General features: G+C 42.7%; 17 protein-coding genes. 12 read left to right on the forward strand and 5 right to left on the reverse strand.

The features are described 5' to 3' along the window. Nucleotides 1-99: 99 nt before the first annotated feature. Nucleotides 100-1,419: an ABC transporter substrate-binding protein gene (locus TY87_RS02855; protein WP_072839506.1), complete on the reverse strand. Its 1,320-nt coding sequence runs from the start codon at nt 1,417-1,419 to the stop codon at nt 100-102. A 323-nt stretch (nt 1,420-1,742) separates the two neighbouring features. Here TY87_RS02855 and TY87_RS02860 point away from each other — a divergent pair, with 323 nt between their 5' ends. Both TY87_RS02860 and TY87_RS02865 read left to right on the forward strand, forming a co-directional pair. Further along, complete coding sequence (locus TY87_RS02860) at nt 1,743-2,018, forward strand: FAD assembly factor SdhE (protein WP_072839689.1); 276 nt, start codon at nt 1,743-1,745, stop codon at nt 2,016-2,018. Further along, a complete protein-coding gene (locus TY87_RS02865) occupies nt 1,990-2,448 on the forward strand; it encodes a hypothetical protein (protein WP_157789864.1) in 459 nt (152 codons plus the stop codon). The genes TY87_RS02860 and TY87_RS02865 overlap by 29 nt, the downstream gene beginning before the upstream one ends. 40 nt (nt 2,449-2,488) lie before the next feature. Here TY87_RS02865 and nadB read toward each other — a convergent pair whose 3' ends face one another. Next, nucleotides 2,489-4,084 (reverse strand): L-aspartate oxidase, encoded by a 1,596-nt coding sequence (nadB, locus tag TY87_RS02870; protein ID WP_100185920.1) that lies wholly within the window; start codon nt 4,082-4,084, stop codon nt 2,489-2,491. A gap of 233 nt (nt 4,085-4,317) precedes the next feature. Between nadB and rpoE the strand changes: the two genes are divergently transcribed. From rpoE to TY87_RS02900, 6 genes are all read left to right on the forward strand, one after another. Next, nucleotides 4,318-4,905, forward strand: a complete 588-nt coding sequence (gene rpoE / locus TY87_RS02875) for an RNA polymerase sigma factor RpoE (RefSeq protein WP_048813931.1) — start codon at nt 4,318-4,320, stop codon at nt 4,903-4,905. Between the two features lie 2 nt (nt 4,906-4,907). Then, nucleotides 4,908-5,591 (forward strand): sigma-E factor negative regulatory protein, encoded by a 684-nt coding sequence (locus TY87_RS02880; RefSeq protein WP_100185921.1) that lies wholly within the window; start codon nt 4,908-4,910, stop codon nt 5,589-5,591. A gap of 3 nt (nt 5,592-5,594) precedes the next feature. Further along, nucleotides 5,595-6,560 (forward strand): MucB/RseB C-terminal domain-containing protein, encoded by a 966-nt coding sequence (locus tag TY87_RS02885; RefSeq protein WP_100185922.1) that lies wholly within the window; start codon nt 5,595-5,597, stop codon nt 6,558-6,560. Then, nucleotides 6,560-7,027 (forward strand): SoxR reducing system RseC family protein, encoded by a 468-nt coding sequence (locus tag TY87_RS02890; RefSeq protein ID WP_100185923.1) that lies wholly within the window; start codon nt 6,560-6,562, stop codon nt 7,025-7,027. Before TY87_RS02885 ends, TY87_RS02890 begins: the two co-directional genes overlap by 1 nt. Nucleotides 7,028-7,088: 61 nt before the next feature. Further along, on the forward strand, nt 7,089-8,498 hold the full coding sequence (locus tag TY87_RS02895) for a DegQ family serine endoprotease (protein ID WP_100185924.1): 1,410 nt from the start codon (nt 7,089-7,091) through the stop codon (nt 8,496-8,498). A gap of 165 nt (nt 8,499-8,663) precedes the next feature. Beyond that, nucleotides 8,664-9,089, forward strand: coding sequence for a chemotaxis protein CheW (locus tag TY87_RS02900; RefSeq protein WP_100185925.1), 426 nt, complete (start codon nt 8,664-8,666; stop codon nt 9,087-9,089). Nucleotides 9,090-9,174: 85 nt separating this feature from the next. On the opposite strand, the gene argA is transcribed toward TY87_RS02900, so the two are convergent. After that, nucleotides 9,175-10,497, reverse strand: coding sequence for an amino-acid N-acetyltransferase (gene argA / locus TY87_RS02905; RefSeq protein ID WP_072839514.1), 1,323 nt, complete (start codon nt 10,495-10,497; stop codon nt 9,175-9,177). Next, nucleotides 10,487-11,662, reverse strand: coding sequence for an acetylornithine deacetylase (gene argE, locus TY87_RS02910; protein WP_100185926.1), 1,176 nt, complete (start codon nt 11,660-11,662; stop codon nt 10,487-10,489). Before argE ends, argA begins: the two co-directional genes overlap by 11 nt. Nucleotides 11,663-11,793: 131 nt before the next feature. Between argE and TY87_RS02915 the strand changes: the two genes are divergently transcribed. The 3 genes from TY87_RS02915 (at nt 11,794) to TY87_RS02925 (ending at nt 16,031) form a co-directional block, all read left to right on the forward strand. Continuing rightward, nucleotides 11,794-12,741 carry a CYTH domain-containing protein gene (locus TY87_RS02915; protein ID WP_100185927.1) on the forward strand — a complete coding sequence of 316 codons (948 nt, stop codon included), beginning with the start codon at nt 11,794-11,796 and terminating at the stop codon, nt 12,739-12,741. Between the two features lie 31 nt (nt 12,742-12,772). Continuing rightward, nucleotides 12,773-15,703 carry a bifunctional [glutamate--ammonia ligase]-adenylyl-L-tyrosine phosphorylase/[glutamate--ammonia-ligase] adenylyltransferase gene (glnE, locus tag TY87_RS02920; RefSeq protein ID WP_100185928.1) on the forward strand — a complete coding sequence of 977 codons (2,931 nt, stop codon included), beginning with the start codon at nt 12,773-12,775 and terminating at the stop codon, nt 15,701-15,703. Nucleotides 15,704-15,821: 118 nt separating this feature from the next. Continuing rightward, complete coding sequence (locus tag TY87_RS02925; RefSeq protein WP_072839518.1) at nt 15,822-16,031, forward strand: hypothetical protein; 210 nt, start codon at nt 15,822-15,824, stop codon at nt 16,029-16,031. A 107-nt stretch (nt 16,032-16,138) separates the two neighbouring features. Here TY87_RS02925 and sbmA read toward each other — a convergent pair whose 3' ends face one another. Next, on the reverse strand, nt 16,139-17,425 hold the full coding sequence (sbmA, locus tag TY87_RS02930) for a peptide antibiotic transporter SbmA (RefSeq protein ID WP_100185929.1): 1,287 nt from the start codon (nt 17,423-17,425) through the stop codon (nt 16,139-16,141). A gap of 213 nt (nt 17,426-17,638) precedes the next feature. On the opposite strand from sbmA, the gene TY87_RS02935 reads away from it, so the two are divergent. Then, a complete protein-coding gene (locus tag TY87_RS02935; RefSeq protein WP_100185930.1) occupies nt 17,639-18,502 on the forward strand; it encodes a PhzF family phenazine biosynthesis protein in 864 nt (287 codons plus the stop codon). Nucleotides 18,503-18,510: the final 8 nt, after the last annotated feature.

The raw sequence follows: 18,510 nt of genomic DNA on the forward strand, positions 1-18,510 counted from the left end.
TTTCTCTTATTATAAGCAGGGAAATCTGTTCTTAAGTAGAACGAATCAAAAGTAAGAAATAGGGCTAAGCCCTATTTCTTTGTCGAGCTTAATGAATGGTTAGTAATAACCCGCTTGACGCATTTGACGATCTGCAGAAGTGTTTGCAGATTTCAAAGCTTGATCGACTGTCATAGAGCCAGACAATGCGCCTGAGATCATTTGCCCAGTAGTCGTACCAATTGCTTGGAACTCAGGGATAGCAGCAAACTGAACACCTACATAAGGAGACGGTTTTAGCGTACTGTCAGTTGGATCAGCTGAATTGATGGCTTTTAATTCCGCATCAGCAAATACTGCCGCTTTTTGGAACTCTGGGTTAGCATAAGTGCTGGCTCTTGTACCTGTTGGTACCGCAGCCCAGCCATTTTTTTCGCCAACCAATTGGATGTATTCTTTAGACGTCGCCCAACGAACGAATTTTTGCGCAGCGTCGGCGTTTTTAGTCGCAGCTGGGATACCAAGAGCCCATGACCAAAGCCAGTTCGCGCCTTTTTCTGTTACAGCATAAGGAGATTGAGCGAAGCCCACTTTGTCAGCGACTTTACTTTGTTTAGGATCGGTTACGAAAGATGCCGCGATAGTTGCGTCAATCCACATGCCGCATTTCCCTTCATTGAATAACGCTAGGTTTTCGTTGAAACTGTTGCTGCTTGCGCCTGGAGGTCCGTATTTATTTAGCAGGTCAACATAGAAGTTAACGGCGTTTTTCCATTCCGCTGTTTCTAGTTGAGGTTTCCAGTTTTCATCAAACCAACGAGCGCCGAAAGAGTTCGCCATGGCGGTCATGAATGCCATGTTGTCACCCCAGCCAGCTTTGCCACGTAAGCAAATACCATAAATGCCTTTTTCGGGATTATTTACAGCTGCTGCTACATCACGAATATGTTCCCAGCTGTCACGATCATTTATTTCCATGCCAGCGGCTTTCACAAGATCTTTGCGATACATGACCATGGAGCTTTCACCGTAGAATGGTGCTGCATACATGGTACCTTTATAAGACAAACCACCGCGAATAGATGGCAGGATGTCTTTTGCATCATAGCTTCCGCTGGTGTCGACTGCTTGTAGCCAGCCGCGCTCACCCCAGATAGGCGCTTCATACATGCCAATAGTCATGACGTCATAAAGACCACTTTTGTTGGCGATGTCTTGTGTAACGTTTTGACGTAAAACACCTTCTTCTAAAGTTACCCATTTAACTTTGATGCCTGGGTTGGCTTTTTCAAATTCAGGTGTGAGCTTTTGCATTTCGATCATGTGGCCATTGTTTACAGTAGCCACTGTGATTTGAGTTGCAGAGAAGGCGCTAGCAGCTGTCATGGCTGCTGTGATAGATACCGCATAAGTTAAGGTATTTTTGGTAAGGCGTTTCATAGGTTTCCCCCAGTTTGGAGTTTCTTTGTTTTTATAGTCGTACCTAATTCTCGATAATTGCTCATCAAGTGATCATTAATATAGGCCATGTGATAATTGACCTGTTAATACATAAATCGCCAATAAATGTACTATTTTGTTTCATTTTTAAGTTATTGATAAAAATCGAGTCAATTTAATACTCTTTTGACGTCCTTTAATTGGCGCTATCTGTATGTCTAATAAGGTTTTACGTGATAAATATCAGTTAATGATGTTAAGGCGTTTTCGTTTTTTTTGTATAAATGGCTATAATGGCGGCATTCTATTTCAAGGGTAATGACATGACTGAAACCACAGATTCGATTAGTTTTAAACGCCTTAAAATGCAGTGTCGTCGCGGCATGTTGGAACTTGATGTTCTACTAGAGCCTTTTTTAGCAGATGTGTATTTGACGCTTGAAGAGGAAGACAAACAGCGCTTCGTTAATTTGCTTACCTGTGAAGATCAAGATCTTTTTCCATGGTTTATGCAAAGCTCTGTGCCGGAAGATCCGGATCATATGCGTATTGTTAATATAATTTTGTCTCGTGTTCAGCCTGAAAACTACCGAGCTTAAGTGCTCATGGATCGGCATAGGGCTTTGGCTATTTGTGGTCGTGGCTTATGTTGCTCTGTTGCAGATTTATTGGATGCCTGCCTTTTGGCGGGCATTGCTTTATCTGAGTATTGGCTTAGGTGGATTGGTGCTACTCATTCGTATGTTTCGCCAACCTTCACGACAGATAAGTATCGATGAGCAAGGCGCGTTTCTATTTGATCGAGGATGTTATGAAAGGCTGCTTTTCATCCGCGCCAATGGGGTTCAGCTTATCGCTAAAGTGGATCAAGGACAGACTTTTTTGGATAGAAATTGGTCCAAATATCGAGTGATATATCGAGATAGTGTGCCGGGGAATCAGTACAAAATACTACGTTCATATGCAGCACAGCAAATTTTGCTGCACCGCAGTGAAGAGGCTAAAAAACGTTTTTCTTCAAAAGCTTAGCTCTAAAAATTTATGTGTTCTAAAAATTAAAAAACACAGCTTAGTCTGTGTTTTTTGGTGTCAGTATTGTCGGGGTGCTGGTGGTTAGCTTATTTGGATAATCTAACGTGAAGTGCAAACCGCGGCTTTCTTTTCGAGACATCGCTGAACGTATAATTAGATCGGCGACGACAGCTAGATTTCGTAGTTCGAGCAAATCATTAGAGATCTTGTAGTTAGCGTAAAACTCTTGGATTTCTGACAACAATAAATCAACCCGATGTTTGGCTCTTAGGAGACGTTTATCCGTTCTTACGATGCCGACATAATCCCACATAAAGCGTCGTAACTCTTGCCAGTTGTGGGTAATTACTACGTCTTCGTCAGAGTTTGTTACCTTGCTTTCATCCCAATCTGGAATCGCTACATCATTATTTTGTAAGTGGTTTTCAGAAATGTGATGAGCGGCAGAGCGAGCAAAAACAATACACTCTAATAAAGAATTACTCGCAAGACGATTTGCCCCATGAAGTCCGGTATAAGCCGTTTCACCAATGGCATATAGGTTATCAATATCGGTTGCGCTGTGGCGATTAACAACTACGCCGCCACAGGTATAGTGCGCGGCTGGGACGACAGGGATTGGGCCTTTTGTCATGTCATGACCGTATTCTAAACAGCGTTTATAAATCGTTGGGAAGTGTTCTTTAATGAACTCAGGATCTTTGTGGGAAATATCCAGCAAGACATGATGAATACCAAGGCGTTTCATCTCGTGGTCGATTGCACGAGCAACAATATCTCGTGGTGCTAATTCTTCTCTCTTATCAAATTTCGCCATAAAAGCAGTGCCATCAGGCAATAAGAGTTTACCGCCTTCGCCACGAACTGCTTCTGAGATCAAAAAGGTTTTGGCTTTGGCGTCGTAAAGACAAGTTGGGTGAAATTGATTAAATTCCATATTTGCGACTCGACAACCTGCCCGCCACGCCATGGCAATACCATCGCCAGAAGCGGTATCTGGATTGCTGGTATAAAGGTAAACCTTGCTGCTGCCGCCGCATGCTAATGATATAAAGCGGCCATGAAATACTTCAATGACATCATCGTCTAGATTTAAAGCATAAACACCAACCGCTCGGTTTGCTCCTGCGATGCCGAGTTTTTTAGTGGTGACAACATCAATGGCCACACGATCTGGGAAAAATTCGATATTTGGGTGATTGCTTGCGTTCTTAATGAGCGTTTTTGAAATCGCTAACCCTGTCGCATCGGCGCTATGAATAATGCGTCTGTGGCTATGACCGCCTTCTTTTGTTAGATGGTATTCCTCGCTTTCCCCATAACGGGTGAAAGGAACGCCTTGATCGATTAGCCAATCAATACTTTCTTTAGAATGTTCAACAGTAAAGCGAATGGCTTCCGGATCACCAAGTTCGACCCCTGCGTCTATGGTGTCGTTAATGTGGGAATCAACTGTGTCTTTATCCGATAATACAGCAGCGACACCTCCCTGAGCATATAAAGTGGATCCTTCACGGATATCTGCTTTTGTCAAAATTGCCACGCGATGGTTGTCGGCCAGCTCAAGAGCAAGCGTTAGCCCCGCGGCTCCCGCGCCAATAATGACGATGTCGTGTTTATAATGTCGGCTCATGTTATTGATCTGATTATGGCTAAAAAATTAATGTTACTATTGTTGCCAACAAATAGTGAACACTTTCTGAGATCGCATTTTGAATATTCATCATACTTCATTATTTAGAGTGAGTTGTAATTCCTCTAAATAGACGATTTGATAATGCAAGATGGGAACTCGCTGGGTTGAATGTTGTCTTCTCTTGTAATGAGCAAGGGCGCAGACGAATAAGGTTTTTATATGAGGTGCCTATGCAGCACGAAACGTCTTCTGATCAGGCGTTAGTTGAGAAAGTACAGCAGGGTGACAAGCGGGCGTTTGATCTGCTTGTTATCAAATATCAATATAAGGTCATTGGTTTAATTGGACGTTATGTACAAGATAGAAGTGAAGTACTGGATGTAGCTCAAGATAGCTTTATTAAGGCGTATCGTGCGATAGGGAGTTTTCGTGGGGAAAGTGCTTTTTACACTTGGTTGTATCGTATTGCAGTAAATACAGCGAAAAATTATCTAGTGAGTCGTTCTCGTCGTCCTCCAGAATCAGATGTTGAGCTGGATAATGAAGAGGTATTCAGTGTGTATGAATCCTTAGCGGATATAGACACGCCTGAAGCAAAGTTAAACAGTGATCGTCTTGAAAAAGCGATTCATTATGCAATCCAACATTTGCCGGAAGAATTGCGTAGCGCATTAACATTACGTGAATTCGATGGCCTGAGTTACGAAGATATTTCATTGATCATGGACTGCCCTGTTGGAACAGTTCGATCACGTATTTTTCGCGCTAGAGAGGCGGTAGAAAAACACATACGTCCATTGATGGATACAGGAGAGTAAATATGACAGCTTTAAACGGCAGTTTCCCAAAAAATGATTGCTCCCGAGAAAATGACAGTACTCGAGAAAACGATAGCTTCAACGAAAACGACAGTTCCCAAGTTATGCTTTCTAGCTTGTCGGCTATGTTTGATGGTGAAGCAACAGAACAAGATCTAGATCTCCTAATAGATGGAGATAGTGCTGAGTTAAGTCGTCAGCTAGAGGCTTATCATTTAATCCAACAGGCGCTTCATAAAGATTCATTCGTTGCGGTTGGGCTTGAAGATAGTTTGATGTTACGAATCCGTGCAGGAATTGATGTTGATGCTTCATTTCCAGAAGAGCAAAGCGCAAACAACTTACTGCCTTTTGTTTTACCAAGTGAAAACAAGGTTGCTCGTCCAGTGTGGCGCGTAGCCTTATCTAGCGTTGCTGTGGCTGCGAGTGTTGCGTTTGTGGTGATCTTTGGTGGTAATGAGCTATTAACACCCGATGCAACTGCTCCTAATTTAGTGGCGGAGGTTCGCTCTTCATCAACCAATATGGCTGTAACTCCATTGGCTGAATTGGATAAAGATGCTTTGCAGATAGATAACGTTAGATTGCAGCATTATCTTCGACAACACGCTGAGCAAGCGGCAATGACGGTTGGGCAGGGAATGATACCTATGGCTCGAGTCGTTAGTTATCCCGTAAAAGAGTAATTTATGAGATTATTTTCGCCATTACATATTTTTTTCACACTACTATGCCTTAATATTTCAGGTATAAGCGTAGCAAGTAACACGACGCCTGATGCATTGCATTTACTAAGAAGTATGACACAGTCGTTTTCTACGCTGAGTTACGATGGTGTGTTTGTGCACTCTGAAGCAATGAATATGAACAGTATGCGTGTTCGTCATGATTTGATGGGCGGAGTGGAATATGAAAGTTTGGTGGATTTAGACGGCGATAAGATTGAAGTCTTGCGTATTGATGACAAAATCATTTCTGTCTATCCAAATGCACTTGTTGCGAATATGCGCGCTCCATTAGTACCGCCTTTTAAGCGCTTTAAAGATGTAGAAAGTGATCGACTTATCAAAGGCTACGATATGATCGTCGGTGACCATACGAGTCGAATTGCGGGCCGTAAAGTTATTTCCGTAAAGCTTGCTCCAAAGGATCAATATCGATATGGGCATCAATTTTGGTTAGACGAAGAAAACCACTTTCTTTTAAAACATGACATGATGAAAACCGATGGTAAGTTATTGGAACGGATTCAATTTGCCTCTGTTAATTTTGCTCCAGACTTGAAAGATAAAGATTTTGCCCCCAAAGAAGGTAGTTACGCTGAACCCGTAGTTGAAACTCAGCCAAGACGAGTAAAAAACCTTTGGCAATTCGACTGGTTACCGGAAGGTTTTTCTCTGGTTTGGCCTGAAGCAAGATCTTTAAATCACGGTACCAGTATGTTGCTGTTATCTGATGGAATGGCGACTGTGTCTATTTTTGTTGAGCCGACGATGAAGCCTAAAGCAATGTCCATTTTAAATATGGGCGCGACCATCGCTGGTGAACGTAGTATTAAAGTAAAAGATCAATTGTATTTGTTGACTATGGTTGGCGAAGTTCCAGAACCTACCATTGAAAAACTGATGACCGTATTTATGCCAAGGCAAGAGTAATGATAGAAGAGACCGGAAGAGTATTGTCTATAGAAGAGGGTTTTGCTGACGTAGAAACAATACGTACGAGCAGCTGTACTTCTTGTCGTGCTCGTCATGGTTGTGGGCATCATGCTATTGCTCAAGTGTCTTCCTCGAATAGAATGCGTATGCGAGCCATAGATCCTTTGTCAGTAGAAATCGGACAGAGTGTTGTCGTCGGAATTCCTGAAGATACGCTATTGCAGGCGTCTGTTTGGATGTATCTGATACCATTGCTTGGTCTGGTTGGCGGAGCTGTTATACCGTCCTTGTGGGGCGGTGAATCGGGCATCGCGGTTATTTTCTCTATTATGGGCTTTGCTGGTGGTTTGCTATTGGCAAGAAACAAGTCAAAACAAGAAATGAACAATCTTGATTACTATCCGAAAATTTTAAGAATTGAATCGCTTAACGATGATCATATTCCTTTGGTTGTGACTTCGTAAACGTCTAAATCTCTTCACCTGGCACTGTAATTAATTTGGTACGTCTTAAGGAGACCAATCAATGAACAGATTGCTTAAACAAGTTAGCATGGTTGTCGTTAGTAGTTTTATGATGGCTTCGATGCTTACTCATGCGGCTTCACTCCCTGACTTTACGGAGTTAGTGGAAAAAGCCTCTCCCGCTGTTGTGAATATCAGTACGGAACAAACTGTTACCACAAAAATGGCTAACGAAGGTGGTCAGCAATTAGGGCCCAATAGCGAAGAACTCAATGAGTTCTTTAAACACTTCTTTGGTCAGCAGCCTTTCGGTCAACAAGCACCGCCACAGCAGGGACAGCGTAGTTCATTGGGATCTGGTTTTATTGTTTCCCATGATGGTTATGTATTGACCAATAATCACGTTATTGATGGCGCGGATGTTATTCATGTACGCCTTAATGATAGACGTGAGTATGTCGCAAAATTGGTTGGCACGGATCCTAGAACCGATTTAGCTCTACTTAAAATCGAAGCTGATGACTTACCTATCGTTAAAATGGGTGATTCAGATAAGCTTAAGCCGGGTCAGTGGGTATTAGCGATAGGTTCTCCATTCGGCTTTGACTACACGGTGACCGCAGGTATCGTCAGTGCAACAGGACGAAGCTTACCATCTGATAACTATGTACCATTTATCCAAACGGACGTAGCGATCAACCCAGGTAACTCTGGTGGTCCTTTGTTCAACCTAGACGGTGAAGTCGTTGGTATTAACTCACAAATTTACACTCGTTCTGGTGGTTTTATGGGAGTGTCGTTTGCGATTCCTTCAAAAGTTGCCATGTCGGTTGTGGATCAACTGAAGAGCGATGGTAAAGTATCTCGCGCTTGGCTGGGTGTGTTGATTCAGGATGTAAACAATGAGTTGGCTGAGTCATTTGGCTTAGATAGATCAAATGGTGCATTGATAAGCCGTGTATTACCTGATTCTCCAGCGGAAAAGGCGGGCTTAAAATCAGGTGATATCATCTTGAAATTCAATGGTGAGTCCATCGCACATTCTGGTGAGCTGCCTTACATTGTTGGTCAAATGAAAGCCGGTGAAAAAGTCGATGCGAAAGTGTATCGAGATGGTAAAGAGCAAACCATCTCTGTGATGCTAGAAGCACGACCAAATGATCCTAAAGTAGTCGCTCAATCACAACAGGATCAAAACCGTCTTGGTATGATTGTAGGAGAAGTACCTGCAGACATGGCGAAGAACTTTGATATTGACAATGGTGTTGTCATCGAGCAAGTACTTGGTGGTACAGCGGCACGTAATGGTTTGCAGCAAGGTGATGTGATCACCATGTTAAATGGCAAGCGTATTACCAGTGTTGCGGAGTTTGGTGAAATTGCCAAAGATATTCCAAGTGGGCGTTCTGTGCCAATGCGAGTCATTAGACAGGGTTACCCAATGTTTATTCCATTTAAAATAATGGATTAATCATTAGGAATTGAAAAAGACGAAATTAGAAAAAGCGACCGAATGGTCGCTTTTTTTTGCTTTAAACTTGAAGTTAAAGATTAGAGATGTAATTATTTTTTTCTTTAAACATCACGTTTATATTATTTTTTTATTTAGACAGCAAATTATTTTAAGGAGCGGGTTGTGGAGCAAGTGGTCGAGAAGGGGATTTGCTTTCGTTTAGGAAGTGAGCGTTATGTTCACCCTATTTCAACTGTCAAAGAAGTACTTAGTTACCAGTCTCCGGCTCCTGTGCCAGGTGCTCGTGAAGGTGTTGAGGGTATGATTGATGTGCGCGGTAATATGGTAACGGTATTGTACGGTACGCATTTGTTGAATTTAGATCCAGCTGAGTGCGAAGAGGAAGGTCATATTATTGTGTTGGATTTACCTACTGGCTATTTTGGAATTCGAGTAGAAGCCGTGGAACGAGTTATGGACCTGCCTGAAAATAATGATACCCATGGACTGGAGTATCGAGATCATGACTGTATTCAAGGAGCCATCCAGCATGATAATGAGCTTTATATCTTGGTAGAGTTCAATGATTATTGTTCTGGGTTAGATTAATCTTGTTTTTGATTCGCGAGCCAATGAAAAAGTATCATTGGCTCGCTAATTTTATCTGTTCTTTGAGCTGCTCTCTAAATAGTTATTACAGCTGCTTTGAGAAGATTTTTGAGTTACGTTGATAGTTGTACAGCGCTTGTTTTTGCGTTGGTAAACTTGCCAATGTCGTTTCGCTAAACCCTCGTTCAATAAACCAATGAGCGGTTCGTGTGGTTAATAAGAAGAGCATAGTTAGGTTTTGACGCTTAGCAGCTTGTTCTATGCCTTTTAGTAAGCGTTCACCACGGTTAGAGCCCCTATAATCTGGCGAGACCGCCAAACAAGCCAATTCACCGGAATACTCTTGCTCAAACGGATAAAGTGCCGCGCAGGCGACAATAGCACCATCACGTTCTATGACAATAAAGCGGTCTATCTCGTTCTCTAGAAGTTCGCGAGATCGTCTTACTAAAACACCTTTTTCTTCCAGTGGAGCTAATAATGCCATCATGCCACCAACATCATCAATGTGGGCTGGTCGCAATTGCTCATAGCTGTCTTCATTTATCATGGTACCTGAACCTTCACGAGTGAAGAGTTCTTGTAGTAGACCGCCATTTTCATTGTAAGAAATGATATGCGCTCTCGGCACACCCTGACGAACGGCCTGGACACAAGCGTCTAATGCCGCGTGAGTAATGGTAGATAGTGTTTTCTCTTTGAGAATAGCTTCGGCGTCTTTGGTTAATAACTCAGAATAGAGCTCACCATTACTTGTGAAGACGCCTTCTTCTTCCGAGAAAATAACCAGTTTGTCGGCTTTAAGCTGTATTGCTGCTTGAATGGCAACGTCTTCGCTTTTTAGGTTGAATACTTCACCTGTAGGTGAAAAGCCAAGGTGAGGCAAAAGCACCATGTTGTCATCTTCAAGTAATCGAAAAATTGCTTCGGTATCGATTCGGCGAACTTCACCTGTGTGACCATAATCTATGCCATCAACTACACCTAAAGGTCTGGCGATAACATAATTCCCGCTACATACTTTTAATCTAGCGCCATCCATTGGGGTATTCGATAGTCCCATAGATAGCTGAGCTTCAAGTTGGACTCGCACTGCCGCAGACGCTTGGATAATATCCAGTAGCTGATCTTGTGGCGTGACACGATAATCGTCTTCAACGCGGCTGGTTAAATGTCTATTGGTTAATACTCGACTAATTTGTGGGCGGGCGCCTTGTACTAAGACAAGACGAATTCCTAATGAGTCCAGCAAGGCAAGGTCGTGAATAATGCTTGAAAAGTGAGCGCACTCTACCGCCTCACCTGGAATCAATATGACAAAGGTTTTTCCCCTATGGGCATTAATATAGGGGGAAGAATGGCGGAACCAGTCCACATAATTGAATTCTTCTGTCACGCTATTCCTCATTTTTTTGCTCGTTTAATTTAAGGCAAAAACGCTCGATTAGACCGCGAATTACCTCTTGCATAGGTTGAATTTGATCTAGCGCCATAAATTCATTTGGTTGATGGGCTTGATCTATAGAGCCAGGCCCTAAAATTAAGGTTTCCATACCCATTTGATTCAGGAAAGAACCTTCTGTTGCAAATGCTACAGTACTCGCTTGGCGATTAGTTAAGGCTTCACAGGCTTTTATGATATCCGATTCGACTGGCGTATAAAAAGACGGAACATCAGGAAATAAACTATTTAGTTGTATTATTGTGCCAGTTTTTTCTTCGATACGCGGCAATATCTGAGCAATTTCCGCCATTAATGCTTGGTTGCTCATACCTGGTAGTGCTCGTAAATCAAACTCCAGCTCACAGCGTCCGCAAATACGGTTTGGGTTATCTCCGCCATGAATGCAGCCAAAGTTCATCGTTGGGTAGTCAATGACAAAGCTGGCATCGCGATAGTTTGCTTTAAGTTGCTGACGAAATGCCATTAATTCTGACATTACATCGTGCATGGCATCCAGTGCATTGTTTCCCAGCGAGGGATTAGAAGAATGCCCTGATTGGCCAGTGACTTGGATACGTTCCATCATAATGCCTTTGTGAGCATAAATGGGCGTTAATGATGTGGGTTCACCAATCAAAGCGTATCGTGCCTTTAACGAACCTCGTTCAACCAAGGCTCTTGCACCAGACATTGAGCTTTCTTCATCAGCGGTCGCCAGAATGATAAGCGGCTGTTTTAAGTTAGATAGCTGCATTTGTCGAACGGTATCGAGCACAATGGCGAAGAAGCCTTTCATATCACAGCTGCCAAGGCCGTAAAGTTTTTGCTCTCTTTCTTCCAATTTAAATGGGTCTGATTTCCAACGGCCTTTATCGTAAGGAACCGTATCAGTGTGACCTGAAAGCACTAAACCACCATCACCAGTTCCGAGTGTCGCAATCAGATTGAACTTATTAGGTTGGTCTGGCAATGGCATGACTTCGCACTGAAAGCCTTGGGAACTAAGCCAGCTTTCAAGCAATTGAATCACACCTTTATTTGACTGATCCCAATGGGCTTGACTACAACTGATAGAGGGCGAGGCAATAAGTTGAGACATCATACTGATAAGAGAGGGAAGTGCGGGCATAAAGGATATTCCTTGAATCCGAGTTATTTTCGAATATTACTACTGTAAGCTAGGCATCTGGTACACTTGCTCGCACATTATTTTTTCTTTGTTGTTTGCTCAACAGCAAAGGTTTTAGAGGTTCGTATATTATGGCTACCGAGCTAGAGCTAAAGTTAATGCTTCACTCAGAGTATCTCAAGTCCGCAAGTGATTTTCTTGATGAAATTTGTGCATCTTCTGACACTAATGAACAATCTCGTCAGCCTACGTTGGCCTTGATGAATGCGTATTTTGATACGGAAGGCGCAGATCTCATGCAAGGCGGTATGGCACTGCGTATTCGTGCTGTTAACAATAAGTTTATTCAAACCGTAAAAACGCGAGGCAGTAACCGCGTCGGCATGCATGCTCGTGGTGAATGGGAGTGGTTTGTGCCTAGCGATCAATTGGATTTGTCTTTATTAAGTGACGTCCCTTTGCCCGAATCATTACAAGATATGTCTTGGTGTAGCAAGCTGATTGAAGTCTATCGTACGGACTTTGAGAGACAAGTTTGGAACATCAAATCTCAAGAAACCAAAATGGAAGTGGTTTGCGATCAAGGTTTGGTAACCTCTCCTTATGGTGAGGATGCGATTTGTGAGTTAGAACTGGAGCTGAAAGAGGGCGACGAGGCGGGTTTGTATCAGTTTGCGTTGCAACTTGCAGAGCGTGTCCCGGTTCAGGTCAGTATTGTTTCAAAGGCGCAAAAAGGCGTGCGTTTAAAATACGGACAGATTGAATTTCCTAACAAGCCTGTTAATACTTCTAATCCACTCGAATTAGCCGCATATTGGTACGAAGTGTGGTTAGTTTATTGGGAAGCAATGTATTTTATGAAAGACGAAGCACTTATGCAGCCCCTTCGGCATTCTATGGTTCAATTGAGAGCCTGTTTGCCCAATGAATTAGCGCAAGCGCTAGGGTGCTTAGATGGCGAATTGGAACAACAACTTGTAGAGGAAGAAGACTTGTTGCTGAAAAAACTCGCAGGCATGACTCAAATTGGCATTACCATGTTGACAGTTGGGCAATGGTTAAACCAGCAAGCTGTGTAAAAATAAAAAGAAGATTTTGTAAGGAAGCCCTGTGACACCTCCGCATTTGAACCCTAACTACGCGATATTTTGTGAACAATCCTCTTCTCGTGCCTTGTTATTGGAGCATGTCCAAGATGCTCGAGAAAGGCACGGGCTTGATTCATTAAACCAAGAGCAAATTGATATATTAGAACCCTTGTGGATCTTGAGTGATTATTTACATCAGCAATTTACTCGTTTTCCCCATTGGTTAGATGATTTGTTGGCGCTTAAAAAGCTACCTGAAAAGCCGTCCAAAGAAGCCTTGATGGCTGGCGAAGCATTTTTTTCATGCGAGGCGAGTGCTTGCCAGACAGAATCACTAGAGCCATTAGATGAAGCCGGTTTTATCAAACGTTTGCGTTTGTATCGTCAGTGGTGGATGGTACGGTTAATAGCTTTGGACATTCAGCAGCGGCTTTCATTGACCGAGCTGACGTCACGTTTAAGCGCGTTAGCGGATGCATGTGTGAATGCCAGCCTTCAATGGACAACGCAGCACTATCTTGCCTTGTACGGTCAGGCGTTGGATAGCAAGGGCTTACCTCAGTTGATGATTGTGATCGGTATGGGGAAACTTGGCGGAAACGAACTAAACCTGTCTTCTGATATAGATTTAATTTTTGCCTTTCGTGAACATGGTGATACTCAAGGCGGAAAGAAAAGTCTGTCACATCAAGAGTACTTTACCAAGCTTGGTCAAAAACTGATTCAGCATCTAGACCAGGTCAACGCCGATGGCTTTGTTTTTAGAGTCGACATGCGTTTGCGGCCGTTTGGTCAGTCTGGTGCTTTAGTATTAAACATGGATTCGTTGGAAAATTATTACCAAGATCAAGGGCGAGATTGGGAGCGTTACGCCATGATCAAGGCTCGTGTCATGTCGGGTAATGCGCTGGATGTACGAGAATTTGAAGCCTTGCGCAAGCCCTTTGTTTATCGCAAATATCTCGATTTTGGTGCGATAGGAGCATTGCGCGATCTTAAGCAAATGATTGCCAAAGAGGTACGTCGCAAAGGTATAGAGCACAATATTAAATTGGGCGAAGGTGGCATTCGTGAAGTTGAGTTTATCGCTCAAGCTTTGCAGATATTACACGGTGGTCGAGATCAGGGCTTGCAAACGCCAGCCTTGTTAAAAGTGTTACCTTACCTTGCTCAACAGGATTATTTGCCTGTCGAAGAAATGGATCAATTGCGTGAGGCGTATTTACTTTTACGTCGCACCGAGCATGCATTGCAGGCGGTGAACGACGAGCAAACGCAGCTATTGCCAGAAGATGATCGGGCACGTACGCGCATTGCATTAATTGTTGGTTTCCCTTCTTGGGAGGCATTGGATAAACGTCTTTGGGAAGTGCGCAAAAATGTACATCGTTCTTTTGTGGCATTAATCGATGATGGTCACGAAAGCACTGAAGAAGTGAAAAATCAGGAAACATGGCGTTTATTGATCAAGCATCCAGAGGATCGAGAAGCCATACAAGACGCGATTGAGCTGATTTCTTGGCAAGATCAAGAAGCGAGTATTTCACGTATTTCGCAGTTGCTTAGCTCTCGCACCGTAGTGTTTATGCAGCCTATCGGTCATGAACGACTTGCTGTATTTTTAGCGGCTCTGATTTCTAAATTAACAGACGAAGCCAATCCAGATTTGGTATTAGAACGTGTTTTCCCTATTTTAGAAGCGGTGTTACGTCGTACTGCCTATTTAGTATTGTTGTGTGAAAATCAAACAGCGCTGACGCATCTTATTCGATTGTGTCGAGAAAGTGTGTGGTTTACCGAAGCGATTTCGACGACGCCAGCATTGCTGGACGAACTGCTAGACGCCAATACGCTATTTTCACCACCAGATAAAACCATGCTAGCGGAAGAGCTTCAGCAAATATTACTGCGATTACCTGAAGACGATGAAGAAGCTCAGATGGATGCTATGCGTCGCTTTAGGCGTTCTATTATCTTGCGTATAGCTGCCTGCGATATAACAGAAATACTACCTGTAATGAAAGTGAGTGATCACTTAACGTGGTTGGCAGAAGTACTTTTAGATCAGGTGTTGCAGCAATCTTGGCAATATTTGACTAAGAAACATGGCTTTCCAGTAAGCCAAGGCGAGGTTGCTTTCACTCCACAACTGGCGATTATTGGTTATGGTAAGTCAGGTGGTTGGGAGCTTGGTTACGATTCAGACCTCGATCTTGTATTTATTCACGATGCACAGGCAAACGGAAGTACAGACGGCGATCGAAGTATCGACAATCTCACTTTCTATACTCGTCTCGGGCAGCGTTTAATTCACATGATTACCAGCTTTACTGCTGCTGGTCGCTTATACGAAGTAGATATGCGTTTGCGTCCTTCGGGTAACTCTGGCTTGTTGGTTTCTAGTTTAGAAGCTTTTAAAGATTATCAGCAAAAAGAAGCTTGGGTTTGGGAGCATCAAGCGTTGACTCGTTCACGCGGTTTGGCCGGTGAACCTAATTTACTGGCTAAATTTGAAGAGTGCCGTAAAGAGATTATTGCTTCAGCGCGAGATCGCAATGAACTTAAAGCTGAAGTCATCAAGATGCGTGAGAAGATGCGTGCTCATCTTGATACTGGTGGCAAAGAGCAAGGTTTTGATCTTAAGCAAGGTGCTGGTGGCATCATTGATATTGAATTCATGGTGCAATACATGGTGTTGGCTTGGTCATGTAAATACCCTGAGCTGATGCGATTTTCCGACAATGTTCGCCAGCTAGAAGCGGCTGCTTTAGTTGGCTTGATTGGTGCTGAGCAGGCTGAAAAAATGACCGATACCTATACTCTTTATAGGTCTCTTACTCATAGGTTGAGCTTGCAGCAACAGGGTCGAGTGGTTCAAAAGGATATGCTAGTTGATAACCAGAACTTGGTGAGTCAGTATTGGGATAGTTTTGTTAATGATGACAAAATCTAAACTCTGTATTTTGCTTCCAAATTACAAAAAGGTGTTCGTAAATTAGCCAATCACCCGCTATACTTTGGCCATTGATCAGTTTTTTTCGATCTACCATTCACAATTGATAGGAGGAAGAATGCCAAGCATTAATGGTGTTAGCAGTCCTGCGATGGATTATGCGAGTGAAGTCTATAGCGCTAATTTAGCCAAGGCTGCTCAGCAACAAAAAGCGGAACAAAATCTTGCTTTATTGGCCGAAGCCGCAAAAAACGTTACGCCAGCTGCGAGTAGTGGATCACACACCACGACGGATAACTTAGGGCAAAATATCAATATTAACGTTTGATTTTAAGTTGTTATCCTATTGATTTAAAAGATGTTACACAATAAAAAGCCCCGCTAGATTTTATCTGGCAGGGCTTTTTTATGTCTAAAATCTACATTTAGTGAATGCTAGAATGTGTTATCTTTTTCGACAAACTTTAGATCTTCTTCAGGTAGTTCCCCACCATTTATAACGGCCTCAAAGGCTTTCAGACGTTTGTAAATTGATAGCAGTTCAACAATGGTTGTCCAAGAACTAACTAAGAATTGGAATGAGCCTTCTACTTGATTAAAAGCACTAAGAATGCGTTGCATAATACCCAGTGTGAAGGCTCCAGCGACGATGGATGGAGCAAGTATAATTAGTGGTACAAATTGGCCCATATAAATATAGGAATAGCGAACTACGTTAAAATATAAGTAATGGCCGTAAAGTCTAAAATAGTTTTTACGAACGTTGGCGAATAGCTCGTTAAGTGTCAGAGGTTCTGCTCGATCTTCATAATCTTCTCCATAGACTAATTCTTTTCGGTAAGCCGCTTCTACTCGCTGGTTTTTAAACTCAAGGCCTGGAAGTTTAATGCCTGCTAATGCAAGTAATACTGTACCAAAAATAGACCAAATGATTGCGACAAAAACCAGTGGCTGTGGGACTTCGCCTATGAACGGTATTTCTTTTACATAGCTTGATAACCCCCACAATATTGGTAAAAAAGCGAGTAGGGTCATGACAGCATTTAGAAAGCGAACTCCTAGGCTTTCTAATATAGATGCAAAGCGCATAGTGTCTTCTTGGATGCGCTGTGCGGCACCTTCGATATGACGGACTTGTTGCCATTTTGATGTGTAATAATCTGTCATAGAAGTCCTCCATCGGAAGACGTAGTGACTGATAAAAAAATTGCTTAAAACGGCGACAACTACTGATACAAAAACGATGATGGATACTGTAGATAGCTGCGCGTAAAAACTGCCTATAGTGATGCTATTTGGGCTGCTAAGGGCTTTTTGAATTAGGTCGTAAAATGTGCCGTACCACTCATTCATCATGACGCCAAGCTGAACCTGAAACCAAGTGATAAAAATAATCAGCCCCGAACCTATAACTGACCATTTCCCCCATTTTTGTCCGCCATAGGCCATCCAGCCACCAATGAATATGGCATAACAAACGGCCATATATTGGTATAACCAAATATCGAGTGCTGAATCTTGTGCGCTCTTAAAGGCTGCTTGTGCCGCGGCATCTGCACCTTCGGCTAACGCCACAGGAAAATGAACGCCAAATAGCGAGCCAAGGCTTAAGATGCCTCCTAAGTCTTGGACTTTTGCATACCAGCTAATAACACACACAAGTGCCCACAGGGCAAAACTCAGAAAGAAAAGTTTAGGTTTAGGAAAGAAGGATTGAAACACGGTTTAGTTTCTCTATTAGTTGAATAATTCATAAGCCATTGATTTACGCAGGGTTGTTTAATGGCGCTTTACCGGAGCTTAAACCAGTAAAGTGATAATCACAATCAAACACCCCTTAAGGAATCAGCAAAAAAGACGATAATCCATTATGGTGACTGTATATTGAAGGTAATTGAGGGTGAAGTGACACTATGAGAGCAATGAGAGTGTTATATGTCACAGGTTGATGTGTATTTAGTCCGAGCTTTTTCTATTTCAGGGCAAGGAGGAAATTTAGCCGGTGTGGTTTTGCATGCTGATGCGCTAACGGATCTGCAAAAGCAATCTATTGCTAAGCAAGTTGGTGTTTCTGAAACTGCTTTTGTTAGCCAAAGTGATAAAGCAGATTTCCAGTTGGCTTTTTTTACCCCAACTGTAGAAGTCGACTTTTGTGGTCACGCTACCTTAAGTGTATTTTGGTTATTGCGCCATTTACAGCACATTTCGGCAGGAAGTTATCAACAGGAAACAAAAGCGGGAATCTTAGCTGTTGAGGTGTTATTAAATGGCGATGTGTTGATGAGTCAAAGTTTGCCAATTTGGTCGGCTGAATTTAGCGCAGAAGACATCGCCCCTATGTTAGGTCTTCAGCCTCAGCTTATTGCTCAATCTGGTTTGCCTATTCAAGCTGTATCTACTGGGTTGGTTGATGTGATGATTCCTGTACCCTATGGCGTGTTGGATTGTCTTGAGGTTGATAGTGATGCGATAACGCGTTTCTGTCAGCAGCATCAATGTGTTGGGTTTCATGTTTTTGAAATGAACCCACCAGAGGCTATCTATACGGCAAGTTGCCGAAACTTCGCACCAGCCGTGGGTATTCCAGAAGAATCCGCGACAGGTAGCTCGAACGGAGCGCTTGCTTGTTATTTAAATAGACACTTTGGTTATCAGCAGGCAATTTTTGAGCAAGGGCGAGCAGTGAAAATGCCATCACGTATAATGACCCAACTAATAGTAGATAATGGAGAGTTAACGCAAGTTAAAGTGGGAGGAGAAGGGGCGTTTAGTAAACTTATTTCTATCTGTATGGATTAAATAAAAAA

It is taken from the genome of Marinomonas sp. BSi20584, assembly GCF_002792415.1.
In the GTDB taxonomy this organism is placed as follows: Bacteria; Pseudomonadota; Gammaproteobacteria; order Pseudomonadales; family Marinomonadaceae; genus Marinomonas; species Marinomonas polaris.

Coding starts and splice junctions, on each gene's coding strand:
- nadB (WP_100185920.1), bottom strand. CDS start 4,084: ATGAGCCGACATTATAAACACGACATCGTCATTATTGGCGCGGGAGCC.
- TY87_RS02925 (WP_072839518.1), top strand. CDS start 15,822: ATGCCAAGCATTAATGGTGTTAGCAGTCCTGCGATGGATTATGCGAGT.
- argE (WP_100185926.1), bottom strand. CDS start 11,662: ATGCCCGCACTTCCCTCTCTTATCAGTATGATGTCTCAACTTATTGCC.
- TY87_RS02890 (WP_100185923.1), top strand. CDS start 6,560: ATGATAGAAGAGACCGGAAGAGTATTGTCTATAGAAGAGGGTTTTGCT.
- rpoE (WP_048813931.1), top strand. CDS start 4,318: ATGCAGCACGAAACGTCTTCTGATCAGGCGTTAGTTGAGAAAGTACAG.
- TY87_RS02860 (WP_072839689.1), top strand. CDS start 1,743: ATGACTGAAACCACAGATTCGATTAGTTTTAAACGCCTTAAAATGCAG.
- TY87_RS02880 (WP_100185921.1), top strand. CDS start 4,908: ATGACAGCTTTAAACGGCAGTTTCCCAAAAAATGATTGCTCCCGAGAA.
- argA (WP_072839514.1), bottom strand. CDS start 10,497: ATGAGGAATAGCGTGACAGAAGAATTCAATTATGTGGACTGGTTCCGC.
- TY87_RS02895 (WP_100185924.1), top strand. CDS start 7,089: ATGAACAGATTGCTTAAACAAGTTAGCATGGTTGTCGTTAGTAGTTTT.
- TY87_RS02855 (WP_072839506.1), bottom strand. CDS start 1,419: ATGAAACGCCTTACCAAAAATACCTTAACTTATGCGGTATCTATCACA.
- TY87_RS02915 (WP_100185927.1), top strand. CDS start 11,794: ATGGCTACCGAGCTAGAGCTAAAGTTAATGCTTCACTCAGAGTATCTC.
- TY87_RS02885 (WP_100185922.1), top strand. CDS start 5,595: ATGAGATTATTTTCGCCATTACATATTTTTTTCACACTACTATGCCTT.
- TY87_RS02935 (WP_100185930.1), top strand. CDS start 17,639: ATGTCACAGGTTGATGTGTATTTAGTCCGAGCTTTTTCTATTTCAGGG.